The following is a 13717-nucleotide window of genomic DNA, read 5'->3' as shown; positions in this document are numbered from 1 at the left end:
TTATTCAGCTATAAAAAAAGCCGTAGTTGAAGGACTACGGCTTTTTTAATTGGTACAAGTTACTGAGGAAGTTCTTTTACAGGTGAACCACCTAAAGCTTGCATGAGGGTGACATACGCGTTGTATTGGCTTTGCTTGGTTTCAACGAGGCTTAACCGTGCAGTACGTGTGGTTTGCTGAGCATCAAGAAGTGTTTTTAATGCGACAGCGCCATAACGGTAACGGACTTCGGTTAAACGTTCAGTTTTTTCTGCAAGTTCAACATTACGCTCCTGTAACGCTACTTGTTTGTCGAGTTCGGTACGACTTGATAAAGCATTTTCTACATCAGCAAAAGCCTGATAAAGCGTTTGACGATATTGAATAATCGCTTTTTCATAATCCAGATTGCTAATTGCGATATCTTTCTTCATATCGTTATATTGCAAAAACGGTAAGCTCAAACTCGCCCCAAGCGTTAAGGCAGGGTTACGTAATAACTCTGTTAACGATGTGCTGCTTGAACCCAAACTACTGGTTAAGCTAATTGATGGATAGTAACTCGCCTTAGTAGCATCTTTAGTGGCTAATGCTTTTCTTAAACGTAACTCACTTGCTTGCAAATCAGGGCGGCGCGATAAAATATCGGCAGGTAAACCAGCACCAATTGCAGGTAGGGCAGTGCGTGGTAAACGCTTTGGCTCTTGAATGTTTAATTGTTGCAATGGCTCATGTAATAGCACCGCAATAGCCGTACGTGTTTCAACCAATTGTTGTTCAATCTGGCTTAAACTCGCTTTCTGGCTTTGTACCGATTGTTCTGCTTGAGTCAGATCTACACCTGAAACAGCGCCAGCTTTATATTGAATCTGTACCAAGTCATAAAGCTTTTGAGAGGTTGCGAGACTTTGCTGGGCAGTTGTATAGCGCTCATTTAAATAACCGAGTTGCCAATAGAGTTTGGCAGTGGTTGCAATTAAACTTTGCCCCGTGGCTTGTAAGTCTTGTTCAGTCGCTAAGGCTTCCCATTTACTTGCTTCAGTTTGGCGTGCAAGCTTGCCAAACAAGTCAAGCTCATAGCTTACACCCGCACTCATTGATAGGCCTTTAGAGCTGTCATCTCCCGAATTTAAATCGAAAGAATGTCCTGTAGAAACACTAGAACTGGTACGCAAGCCTTGTTGGTTTGCAGTTAGATCAGCTTGTAGACGGGCTTGCTTTAAGGCAATACCTGCAACTGCTAAATCGCTGTTACGTTCTAATACATTGCTTACAAGCTGATTCAGCTGAGCATCATTGAAAAGCGTCCACCAACGATCAGAGTATTGATCGGCAGACATGTTTTTTGCTTTTGCTGTGTCATATTGAAAGCTACCCGGAACTTGTACTGCAGGCGTTTCATAAGGTGTTTTTACTACAGCTGCACATCCTACAAGAGAACCTGTGAGAAGAAATGCTGTGCTGAGTTTAGTCATAGAGAAAGACATGCAATTTTCCTTATTCTCGAGATAGTGCGGCAACAGGGTCAAGTTTCGCGGCATTCTTAGCAGGCAAGAAACCGAATACGACACCAATCAGGGTTGAACAGACAAATGCTGCAATAATAGAAGTGCTTGAATAAGCCACGCTAAAGTTACCGCCAGCAAATTTATTAATAAGTTGTCCAAGGCCAAGCGATAGTAAAACGCCAAGCACACCACCAATTAGACACACCAAAATTGCTTCAATTAGGAATTGCTGCAAAATATCACTTTGACGAGCACCTACGGCCATACGTACACCAATTTCCTGAGTACGTTCAGTCACTGAAACCAACATAATGTTCATTACCCCGATACCACCAACCACCAGTGAAATTACGGCAATTGCTGAAACCAGAAGCGTCATTGTGCTGGTTGTTTTCTCAATGGTTTGACGGATACTGTCACTGTTCATGGTGAAAATATCTTGTGCACCATGGCGCTGGGTTAATAGGTTTACAATCGCATTTTCTGCGGCAGCAGTTGAATATTTGTCATTAATACGAACCACGATATTACGTACATTAGACTGACCCAACATACGGCTCATTACGGTTGTATACGGCATATAGACATTTAACGTATCATCTGAACCCATGCCGCTTGTCTGCGGCTCTACAATCCCGATAATACGTGCTGGTACACTACCGAGCAGTACGACTTGGCCAATTGGATTGCTACCATCTCCAAAGAATTGTTTTTGCGTATTGGTATCGATTACAACATCTTGTGAACGATCACGCACACTACGTTGGTCGAAAGTTTGTCCATCTTTAAAGACTAAACCTTTTACATCGAAATAATCGTTACTCACACCATTAATGGTCGCATTTGCTTCATTCTGCTGGTAACGCATGGTTTTTGATGTACTGACGATTGGACTGACTGCGCTGACATAAGGTTGAGTCATTAACGCATCAGCATCGGCAGGAACCAAAGTTTTAAAGTTTGCAGTTTTGGAGTTATCACCAAAACCACGGCCCTGAAACACCGTAATCGTATTTGTTCCCAGACTACTAATATTACTTAAAATTTGTTGTTGAGAACCTTTACCTAGCGCGACCACTGTAACAACAGATGCAATACCAATAATAATTCCCAGCATGGTTAAAAAAGTACGCATGCGGTGGGCATTCATAGACAGTAAAGCCATTTGAAAAGCTTCTGACAAACGATCTAAAGTAGAACGCCATGCAGAAATACTTTTGCCTTTCTTTTGTTTACCTTGCAAAGCAGGAGCGGCATCAGGATCAGAATTGCCTGGTTCGGCTGCTTGATCAGGAACATTAGGACGGTCACTAATAATTTCTCCGTCACTAATTTCGATAATACGCGTCGCATTTTTTGCAACTTGCATATCGTGGGTGACTAAAATAATAGTGTGACCTGCGGCATTGAGTTCACGCAAAATACGCATCACCTCAACACCACTATGAGAGTCGAGTGCCCCCGTCGGTTCATCTGCCAGAATAACGTCACCGCCATTCATGAGCGCACGGGCAATAGAAACACGTTGCTGCTGACCACCAGAGAGCTGGCTTGGTCTATTAAGTGTTTTAGTACCTAAACCTAATTCGGTCAGTAGAGCCGTTGCGCGTTGTTTACGCTCAGAAGGCGTAACACCTGCATAGACAGCCGGAACTTCAACGTTACCCTCAGCAGATAAATCACCCAGTAAATGGTAGCGCTGGAAAATAAAACCAAAATATTCACGACGTAGTCGAGCGAGTTGATCTGGTTCGAGTTTACCGGTCTCTTGTCCACTGACCTTGTAACTACCACTCGTAGGCCGGTCTAAACAGCCCAAAATATTCATGAGTGTTGACTTACCAGAACCAGACTGACCGACAATGGCAACCAGTTCACCTTCGTAAATGGTAAGGTCAATACCTTTTAAAATTTGTATTGTGCTTTCGCCAGCAGGGAATTCCCGGACTAGATTGCTGACTTCAAGCAAAGCTTGTTTTGTCATGCTTACATTCCCATTGGGCCACTACGGCGACGGTTATTACTACTATTAGCTGATGCAGCAGAAGTATCTGCGCTATCGGCAATGACAACTTGATCACCTTGTTTTAAGCCCGCAAGAACTTGTGCATTTACACGGTTATTAATGCCAACCAAAATTTGAGTTGGTTTAGTTGTACCATCAGCTTGTAATACACGTACAACACTTAACGTTAATTTGCCTTGTTCAATTAACTGTTTTTGCTCAGCAGTCAGGTTAAGACGCTCTAAACGAGCTCCATTTCCTTGTGATTTTTTAGCAGCTTCAGGTGTAGAGCTTGCTTTATCAGATGATTGGCCTGATTTTCTTTGACCTGAAAATTGTTTAGAGCTAAGTGCTGATGATGGAACGAGCAAGGCATTTTTAGCTGAGTTTAATACGATATAAACTTGTGCAGTCATATCAATACGCAATTTACCATCGGTATTTGGCACATCGAATAAGGCATTATAGTAAACAGCTGAACTCGTTGTTGAGCTTGTCGTACTTGTTGATTCGCTAGAAATAGAATCTGGAGCAGGTTCAATCTGACGTAAAGTTGCATAACGCTTAGTGTCTTCACCTAATGTAGTGAAATAAACCTGTTGTCCTTTCTCAACTTTCATAATGTCAGCTTCACTGACTTGAGCCTTGATCGTCATATTTTGTAGTTTTGCAATTTTGACAATTGTTGGCGCACTTTGATTGGCGTTTACTGTTTGACCTTCTTCGGTCACAATCGCAACAACCGTACCATCTGTTGGAGCAACAATACGCGTATAACCAATATTGGTTTGCGCCGTAGATTTTGTGACTTTTGCCGATTCGATTTGTGCATCTAACGCTTTGATTTGTGCCTGAGCTGTTTTATAGCTTGCCTCAGCCGATTCTAAATCTGCACGCGGTGTTGCATCTTGCGCATACATTTGTTGCTGACGGCGGTATTCAAGTTGTTTTTCATTCAAAGAAGCAACTTGCTGAAGGCGCTGTGCTTCTAAATTTTTAATATTTGCATCAGAGGTTTTTAAACTATTTTCTTGGGTCGTTGAATCAATCTGTGCAATAAGTTGACCTTGCTTAACCTGATCGCCAAGTTGCACATACATCTTTTTGACCTGACCAGATACCTGAGCACCGACACTAATCAGTTTGGTTGCATCAAGTGTACCCGTTGCAAGTACATTATTTTCAATATCCCCGCGTGTTACCTCGGCAGTAATATATTGTGGCTGTTGCTGTTTTGGCTTGAAAAACTTCCAGGCTAAAAGAGCAATAATGACTATACAGACGATGATAATAACAAGTTTGATTGGCTTTATTTTTGGCATGGCGAGAGGTCGAAAAGTTTAAAATTTAATTTAGTATAAAAGCGAAATGAGGATAAAACGTGAATTTTTATGATATTTCAGGAATGAAGAAAAATGATTCAGCCGAATTACTGTATAAATAATGTTTTTCCACATAATTCAGCAATCGCTTGCTGCATTAAATGTTCTGCATTTTCGTTCGACATTCCTTTAATTGCTGCATCGATTTGCAATAGAAGGGTAGACCAGCCTAGAAACTGTTGTGGATTTAGTCTTCTTAATGCTTGTTGATATAAGCTGACTTTTGTTTTCCAGATACCAAGCTGTAAGGCATTATGGGGTTGTTCAAACAATTGCATCAACAAACGCATTTCTTTACTTAAAGTCCATAAAATCAGACTATCGGGTTCGCCTGCTGCAATTAAATATTGAAAAATCTTAATAGATTGGCCAAGGTTGCCTTCTAATAATGCATCACTTAAATCATAGGTGGTATAGCGTGATTGATCTTGTAGGCACGCATATAGTTGTTCAATTTGAATGAGTTGTTGGTCTGGAAATGTGTCTCTTACACGCATCAAGCTATTTTTAGCTGCAAGCAAATTGTGCTCATGATGTTGCATTAACCACTGCCAAGCATCATTGTCGAGTTGAATTTCAAGTTTATCTGCTTCAGCAGATAAAATTCTTTGGCGATCTTGTGGGTAATTTGCCGTGAGGGCAACTACAACCCCATTTGCTTCAACAACTTGGAAAAAAGCAGATTTTAAGCTACTACTATCTTGTTTAGGTAAAACAATTAATAGCAGGTTATGTTCATTATGTTGTATATAGCTTTTGAGTTGTTTTAAGCCATTCGCATCAGGTTTTATATTGCCGTGTACTTCAATAGCAAGCTGCTGAGAAAATAAAGATAAGCTATTAAGTGCGTTAAAGACATTTTTCCAGTCGCTTACGCTACTAATATCATAGCGCTGTCTTTCAACTTCTTGTTGTTGCCAGCTTTTTCGAAAGGCATCTAATAAATTTTGTTCTAATAAAGGCTCTTGCCCATGTAAAATCCACGCACCCCGAGCTTCCGGAGTACGTTTTAAGGCTTGTAAATAATCAATTTTCATTGCTGGTAAAAATACAGATTAAGGCTGAGCTTTTGGTAAGCGATTTGCTGAAATCTGACGAGTAATTTGCTGTGCAATATCATCAATTACAATACGTTGTAAGTAACTTTCTTGCTGATTTTCAGTGTTGACCGTTGCCAAGTCATATTGATAACTACGAGATGCAGTTAATGAGCGTGGCTCAGTAATTTTATTACCCTGACGGTCTTCAATCTGGAAGGTTACGGTCAAACGTAATAATACTTCAGTTAGTTTTCCATTTAAAAGCTGACGACGTGGTGTGTACTCTAAAACACGAAGTACGTAGGCATCATTATCATTGCTGAGTTGAACACCATTTGCAGCTAAATACACTTTTAACTGTGTTTCCAAATCATCAGTTTTAGCTGGTAACTCAAGGCTTAACTTTTTATAAACAAGCGGAGTCGCAGTCGGGTTGGTTCCTTTTAAATGAAATCCACACCCGACTAAGCCTGCACTAAGGCCTAAGGTTAAAACAACAGCGGCTAAACGTTTGGCTAAGTGCATGCTTGATCCTCTCATTAATAACTTTAATTAAACCACGAGGTTAACTAATTTATTTGGAACCACAATTTCTTTTTTTGTTGGTCCGGTTAAGAATTGTTGAACTTCTGGTAGAGCTTTAGCTTGAGCTAATAGATCTTCCTTAGAAATATCAACAGAAACTTCAAGTTTACCGCGAAGTTTACCATTAACCTGTACAACAATCGTTTGTGTATTGCGTGTTAACGCAGAAGCATCAACTTCAGGGAATGTTGCTGCCGTAACATCTGTACCAAATTGAGCCAATAAAGTTTGGCTTAAATGCGGTGCAAACGGTTCAAGTAAAGTTAATAGTGTTGTGATTGCTTCACGTTCTACAGCAATGTCATTGTCATCTTTTGCTTCAAACTTGTTGCTCGCGTTTAACAACTCCATTAAAGCAGCAATCGCAGTATTGAATGCATGACGACGTTCAATATCATCACTTACTTTTTGAATAGTTTCGTGTGTTTTACGACGTAAGTCTTGAGCATCTTTAGATAAATTAGCTGTATCGATTGTAGACGCTGAGTTACCTTTTTCAAGGAAGCCAGCTACAAGGCGCCATACACGTTTCAAGAAACGGTTTGCACCTTCAACACCTGCATCAGACCATTCTAAAGATTGATCTGGTGGAGCAGCAAACATCATGAATACACGAGCTGTATCTGCGCCGTATTGATCAATAATCGCTTGTGGGTCAATACCGTTATTTTTCGACTTAGACATTTTTTCTTGTCCGCCGATTACAACTTCTTGGCCGTCACCTGAATATTTTGCAGAAAGAATACGACCTTTCTCATCACGTTCTAATTCAATATCAGCTGGGTTGAACCAAGTTTTCTTGCCATTTTCTGCTTCACGATAGAACGTATCTGCAAGTACCATGCCTTGAGTTAGCAAGTTCGTAAATGGCTCATTACCTTGTACAACGCCTTCATCACGCATTAATTTGTGGAAGAAACGTGCATAAAGTAAGTGAAGAATCGCGTGTTCAACACCACCAATGTATTGGTTTACAGGAAGCCAGTTTTGAGCTGCTTCAGGTTTAACCATACCACCAGTAAAGTCTGGAGACGCATAGCGTGCATAGTACCAAGATGACTCTACGAAAGTATCTAAAGTATCTGTTTCGCGACGAGCATCGCCACCACAACACGGACATTTAGTTTCATAGAATTCAGGCATTTTGTTCAGCGGATTACCTGAACCATCTGGAACAACGTCTGTTGGTAATACAACTGGAAGCTGGTCTTCTGGAACTGTGACTTGACCACAAGTATCACAGTTAATCATTGGAATTGGACAACCCCAGTAACGTTGACGAGAAACACCCCAGTCACGTAAACGGAATTGAACTTTAGAGTTTGCTAAACCTTGTGGTTCTAATTTCACAAGGAATGCGTCAAACGCAGCTTGGAATGCTAAACCGTCAAACTCACCAGAGTTAACAAGTTTACCTTCTTTAGAACCGTACCATTCTTGCCATTCAGTTGCAGAGTAATCTGCATCGTCAGCACCTTTGGCATCGATCACTTGCTTAATTGACAAGTTGAACTTGTTAGCAAATTCAAAATCACGTTCGTCATGCGCTGGTACAGCCATTACTGCGCCAGAACCATAAGACATTAATACGTAGTTTGCGATCCAGACAGGAAGCTCTTCACCAGTTACAGGGTGTTTTACAAACAAACCTGTTGCCATGCCTTTTTTCTCGGCTGTTGCCAAGTCTGCTTCTGCAACTGAACCCATGCGGCACTCTTCAATAAATGCAGCCAATTCAGGGTTGTTTTCAGCAGCTTTAAGCGCGAGAGGGTGTTCTGCTGCAACAGCAACATATGTCACACCCATTAGCGTGTCGGCACGTGTTGTATAAACAGTTAAACCATCAGCATAGATTTCAGTATTGGCAGATGGGAAAGTAATTTCCATGCCTGTAGAGCGACCAATCCAGTTACGTTGCATGGTCAACACTTGTTGAGGCCAGCCGTCTTGTAAAGTGTCAAGATCGTCTAATAATTCTTGTGCATAGTCCGTAATACGGAAGTAGTACATTGGAATATCACGTTTTTCAACCAATGCACCTGAGCGCCAGCCACGACCATTTTCAACTTGCTCGTTTGCTAAAACTGTTTGGTCAACCGGATCCCAGTTTACTGTTGAAAGTTTACGGTAGATCAGGCCTTTTTTATAAAGCTGAACAAATAACCATTGTTCCCAGTGATAATACTCTGGTGTACAAGTCGCGAATTCGCGATCCCAGTCTACAGATAGACCTAATTTTTTTAATTGGTCACGCATGTAAGCGATGTTTTCAAATGTCCATTTTGCCGGAGCAACTTTATGGGCAATTGCTGCATTTTCAGCAGGTAAACCGAATGCATCCCAACCCATAGGTTGTAATACAGTTTCACCTTTTAAACGGTAAAAACGGCTAATTACATCGCCAATTGTATAGTTACGCACATGCCCCATATGCAGCTTGCCGCTTGGGTAAGGAAACATTGACAGGATGTAGCGATGTTTACCTTCGACAGTGTCGGCAACTTTAAAGACTTTACGATTTTCCCAATCTTGTTGAACTGATGGTTCAATCGTGTTTGCTTGATATTCGGGGTCAATGTGAGAAATAGTCATAGACGTAAGCTATACAACGAAAATTGAAATGAAAGATTGCTGCACAGCATAGCGCAAAATAACAGGAAATGTCAGTTTTTAGATCAGGATTTTATCTTTTAATATGAACAATAAACATTTCTCAATCTATTCTTCTTTATTTTAAATAATAGAGGAGTGATGAAAATATTCACCACTCTCATTTTACTTATCGCGGTGTTGGAGCAGATGGGGTAGATGCTACAGGTGGAACAGCTACTGCTGGTGCATTTTTTTCCTCTGCGACATTCGTTGCCTCTTGCACTACTTTATCTGTTTTATCTTGAGATTGTTGTTCTGGGGAAGGCGTCGAATTTTTTACGGATGATTGGCTACCGTAAGTAGAAACTTTGTTCAAATGTTTTGCACTCTTAGGTGGTGGAGTCGTGGTGTAATGGGTGGAGCCATTTTTATCCATCCATTTGTAATATTGCTGTGCCTGACTTTGGCTTGAGCAAACTAAAATCACTGTTGCAACTGCCGTATATAAGCTTGTTTTTAAATAAGATAAATTCATATTAGATATTCCCCAAAGAAAGCTGGCTATATTTAAATAAAGTTCAGAAATAAGCAATTTACAATGCATGGTTTTATATAAAAAAGAAGAATTATTTTTAATAAATAGAGGGTAGAACTACCAAATTTACGATTCAATTTTAGATTAAAAAAGAAGCAGCTAAAATTTTTTATGGAAAAACCTTTTCTTTAATCTTGACTTTAGTGAATTAAACAACAAAAATGCTTCCTTTAGTTTTATATGCGATTATTTGATCACCCTTCGAATAACCGTCATGTTTTGTAATAGACACTCTCTCTAGCCGAGAGATTGATTTTACTTAAAGTATGTATATCCAGACATGCTTTATTAATGTTAAAAAAGCTTATACGGCTGAAAAACAGAAATTTTTCTATTGCAACGAAAACTAGACAATATGTGTGCTATAACAGTGCAGACAATTCAATGAATGAAACACTATTTGTGCCTTCCATAAATAGTGATAAAGATTTTAGGGTGAATCACGTTGGAACTTTTATCTGGTGGTGAAATGCTCGTTCGTGCTCTTGCGGACGAAGGCGTTGAACATGTTTTTGGTTATCCAGGCGGCGCTGTATTACATATTTATGATGCGCTATTTCAACAAGACAAAATTAATCATTACCTCGTACGTCATGAACAAGCTGCTGGTCATATGGCAGATGCTTACTCGCGTGCTACAGGTAAGACTGGCGTAGTACTGGTCACTTCTGGACCTGGCGCAACTAATACTGTGACTCCAATTGCAACAGCTTATATGGACTCAATCCCAATGGTGATTTTGTCTGGCCAGGTTGCATCACATCTTATTGGTGAAGACGCTTTCCAAGAAACTGATATGGTGGGTATTTCACGTCCGATCGTGAAACACAGCTTCCAAGTTCGTCATGCAAGTGAAATTCCTGCAATTATCAAAAAAGCATTTTATATCGCATCAAGTGGTCGCCCTGGCCCTGTTGTAGTCGATATTCCTAAAGATGCGACAAATCCTGCAGAAAAATTTGCGTACGAATATCCTGAAAAAGTGAAGATGCGTTCTTATCAGCCACCTTCACGCGGTCATTCTGGTCAAATTCGTAAAGCGATTGATGAGCTTTTAAGTGCAAAACGCCCTGTTATTTATACGGGTGGTGGTGTTGTTCAAGGTAATGCATCAGCATTATTGACTGAATTGGCTCATTTGTTGGGCTATCCAGTGACAAATACACTTATGGGCCTTGGTGGCTTCCCAGGTAATGATCCACAGTTCGTGGGCATGTTGGGAATGCACGGTACTTATGAAGCAAATATGGCGATGCATAATGCTGATGTCATTCTTGCAATTGGTGCGCGCTTTGATGACCGAGTAACCAATAATCCTGCAAAATTCTGTGTGAATGCAAAAGTTATTCATGTTGATATTGATCCGGCAAGCATTTCAAAAACGATTATGGCGCACATTCCGATTGTAGGGGCGGTTGAGCCTGTACTTCAGGAAATGTTGACGCAGTTGAAGCAATTGAATGTGTCTAAGCCAAACCCAGAAGCAATTGCTGCATGGTGGGATCAAATTAATGAATGGCGTAAAGTTCATGGTTTGAAGTATGAAACACCTGCTGATGGCACGATGAAGCCACAGCAAGTTGTTGAAGCTTTATATAAAGCGACTAATGGTGATGCCATTATTACTTCGGATGTGGGCCAACACCAAATGTTTGGCGCGTTGTATTACAAGTACAAACGTCCACGTCAATGGATTAACTCAGGCGGATTAGGCACCATGGGCGTAGGTTTACCTTATGCAATGGCAGCTAAGTTAGCTTTCCCAGATCAACAGGTAGTTTGTATTACCGGTGAAGCTTCAATTCAGATGTGTATTCAAGAGCTTTCAACTTGTAAGCAATACGGTATGAATGTGAAGATCTTGTGCTTGAATAACCGTGCTTTAGGTATGGTTAAACAATGGCAAGATATGAACTATGAAGGTCGTCATTCAAGCTCATACGTTGAATCATTACCTGATTTTGGCAAATTGATGGAAGCTTATGGTCATGTGGGTATCCAGATTGATCATGCTGACGAACTAGAGTCGAAGCTTGCTGAAGCAATGGCGATTAATGATAAATGTGTATTCATTAATGTCATGGTTGATCGTACAGAACATGTTTATCCAATGCTGATCGCAGGTCAGTCGATGAAGGATATGTGGTTAGGGAAAGGGGAGCGTACATAATGAGACATATTATTTCTGTACTCGTTGAAAACGAAGCTGGTGCGCTTTCTCGTTTGGTAGGTTTATTCAGTCAACGTAACTATAACATTGAGACGTTGAATGTAGCCCCGACCGAAGACCCAACTTTATCGCGTTTGACGTTAACCACTTATGGTGATGACCATAAGATTGAACAGATTACAAAGCAGCTCAACAAGCTTGTTGAAGTTGTAAAAGTAGTAGATTTATCAGAAGGTTCACACATTGAGCGTGAACTGATGTTGATTAAAGTAAAAGCGTTAGGTGCTTCACGTGCTGAAATTAAGCGAACAGCGGATATTTTTCGTGCGCAAATTGTCGACGTGACACCAACTACCTATACCATTCAAATAGCAGGGACAACTGAAAAATTAGATGGTTTTATCGATGCGCTTGCAGAAAACACTATTCTAGAAGTCGTTCGTTCAGGTGTATCTGGTATCGCCCGTGGCGAAAAAGTATTAGCCATTTAATTTTTTAAAAAGTATTTTAGCGGAGAACACAAATGCAAATTTTTTACGATAAAGACTGTGACTTATCAATCATCCAAGGCAAGAAAGTAGCGATTGTTGGTTACGGTTCTCAAGGTCATGCTCATGCACTTAACCTTAAAGACTCAGGCGTAGACGTAACTGTAGGTTTACGTGCTGGTTCAGCTTCTTGGAAGAAAGCTGAAAATGCTGGTCTTAAAGTTGCAGAAGTACCTGCTGCTGTTAAGCAAGCTGACCTCGTAATGATTTTGACTCCAGATGAATTCCAATCACAACTTTACCGTGACGTGATTGAGCCGAACATCAAAGAAGGTGCAACTCTTGCATTTGCTCATGGTTTCTCAATTCTTTATAACCAAGTTGTTCCACGTAAAGACTTAGATGTAATCATGGTTGCTCCTAAAGCGCCTGGTCACACAGTTCGTTCTGAATACCAACGTGGTTCAGGTGTTCCTGACCTTATCGCAATTCACCAAGATGCTTCTGGTAATGCACGTAACGTTGCTCTTTCTTATGCTTCAGGCGTAGGTGGCGGCCGTACTGGTATCATCGAAACTTCATTCCGTGAAGAAACTGAAACTGACTTATTCGGTGAGCAAGCAGTTCTTTGTGGTGGTGCAGTTGAACTCGTGAAAATGGGCTTCGAAACTTTAGTTGAAGCTGGTTATGCTCCAGAAATGGCTTACTTCGAATGTTTACACGAACTTAAATTGATCGTTGACTTGATGTTCGAAGGTGGTATCGCTGACATGAACTACTCAGTATCTAACAATGCTGAGTACGGTGAATATGTAACTGGTACTGAAGTAATTAACGAACAGTCTCGTGAAGCAATGCGTAATGCGTTGAAACGTATTCAATCTGGCGAATATGCGAAAATGTTCATTCAAGAGGGTGCATTAAACTACCCATCTATGACTGCTCGCCGTCGTCAAAATGCTGCACATGGTATTGAAGTAACTGGTAATAAGTTACGTGCGATGATGCCTTGGATTCAAGCGAACAAAATCGTAGACAAAGAAAAGAACTAATTTTCTTTTTCTAAAGCTTCAAAAGAACCCTGCTACTAAGCAGGGTTCTTTTTTATACTGTTTTTATTTGAATGTGAAAAAGAGCAATTAGGTCAACTTGACCAGATTAAAGAAATTCTATATTTTTCATATAATTGGATGCTTAATTTTTAGTTACTCTATTGATTTATAAAGTAAAAAATACTTGACCAAAATATAGATAATGTTATTGTTTATAACTGACTAAAAACGTCAAATTTACTAAAATTTTTTTAACATGTTTAATTTTTAATTGTATTTTGGGCAATGAGTTGAACAAAATAAAAAAAAGTATTGAATAAT

General features: G+C 40.2%; 10 protein-coding genes. 3 read left to right on the top strand and 7 right to left on the bottom strand.

Annotated features, from left to right (window positions below; translation table 11 throughout):
- Nucleotides 1-59: 59 nt before the first annotated feature.
- The 7 genes from QLG01_RS04735 to QLG01_RS04705 form a co-directional block, all read right to left on the bottom strand.
- Nucleotides 60-1454: an efflux transporter outer membrane subunit gene (locus tag QLG01_RS04735; RefSeq protein WP_282495984.1), complete on the bottom strand. Its 1395-nt coding sequence runs from the start codon at nucleotides 1452-1454 to the stop codon at nucleotides 60-62.
- 22 nt (nucleotides 1455-1476) lie between these two features.
- Nucleotides 1477-3471 (bottom strand): MacB family efflux pump subunit, encoded by a 1995-nt coding sequence (locus tag QLG01_RS04730; RefSeq protein WP_005302315.1) that lies wholly within the window; start codon nucleotides 3469-3471, stop codon nucleotides 1477-1479.
- Nucleotides 3472-3473: 2 nt separating this feature from the next.
- Nucleotides 3474-4814: a MacA family efflux pump subunit gene (locus tag QLG01_RS04725; protein ID WP_004794665.1), complete on the bottom strand. Its 1341-nt coding sequence runs from the start codon at nucleotides 4812-4814 to the stop codon at nucleotides 3474-3476.
- Between the two features lie 107 nt (nucleotides 4815-4921).
- A complete protein-coding gene (holA, locus tag QLG01_RS04720) occupies nucleotides 4922-5911 on the bottom strand; it encodes a DNA polymerase III subunit delta (protein ID WP_013198958.1) in 990 nt (329 codons plus the stop codon).
- 18 nt (nucleotides 5912-5929) lie between these two features.
- Nucleotides 5930-6439 carry an LPS assembly lipoprotein LptE gene (lptE, locus tag QLG01_RS04715; RefSeq protein WP_004794663.1) on the bottom strand — a complete coding sequence of 170 codons (510 nt, stop codon included), beginning with the start codon at nucleotides 6437-6439 and terminating at the stop codon, nucleotides 5930-5932.
- A gap of 27 nt (nucleotides 6440-6466) precedes the next feature.
- Nucleotides 6467-9091 carry a leucine--tRNA ligase gene (gene leuS / locus QLG01_RS04710; protein WP_282495941.1) on the bottom strand — a complete coding sequence of 875 codons (2625 nt, stop codon included), beginning with the start codon at nucleotides 9089-9091 and terminating at the stop codon, nucleotides 6467-6469.
- Nucleotides 9092-9278: 187 nt separating this feature from the next.
- Nucleotides 9279-9626: a DUF4124 domain-containing protein gene (locus QLG01_RS04705; protein ID WP_282495940.1), complete on the bottom strand. Its 348-nt coding sequence runs from the start codon at nucleotides 9624-9626 to the stop codon at nucleotides 9279-9281.
- A 505-nt stretch (nucleotides 9627-10131) separates the two neighbouring features.
- Between QLG01_RS04705 and QLG01_RS04700 the strand changes: the two genes are divergently transcribed.
- The 3 genes from QLG01_RS04700 to ilvC are packed head-to-tail and all read left to right on the top strand — an operon-like array spanning nucleotide 10132 to nucleotide 13396.
- Nucleotides 10132-11856, top strand: a complete 1725-nt coding sequence (locus QLG01_RS04700; RefSeq protein ID WP_004794658.1) for an acetolactate synthase 3 large subunit — start codon at nucleotides 10132-10134, stop codon at nucleotides 11854-11856.
- A complete protein-coding gene (ilvN, locus tag QLG01_RS04695; RefSeq protein WP_001215920.1) occupies nucleotides 11856-12347 on the top strand; it encodes an acetolactate synthase small subunit in 492 nt (163 codons plus the stop codon). Before QLG01_RS04700 ends, ilvN begins: the two co-directional genes overlap by 1 nt.
- Nucleotides 12348-12379: 32 nt before the next feature.
- Complete coding sequence (gene ilvC, locus QLG01_RS04690) at nucleotides 12380-13396, top strand: ketol-acid reductoisomerase (RefSeq protein WP_004794656.1); 1017 nt, start codon at nucleotides 12380-12382, stop codon at nucleotides 13394-13396.
- Nucleotides 13397-13717 lie beyond the last annotated feature (321 nt).

The organism is Acinetobacter sp. V89_4 (assembly GCF_029967875.1).
Lineage (GTDB): Bacteria > Pseudomonadota > Gammaproteobacteria > Pseudomonadales > Moraxellaceae > Acinetobacter > Acinetobacter oleivorans.
This window is presented reverse-complemented; position numbering and strand designations above follow the sequence as displayed.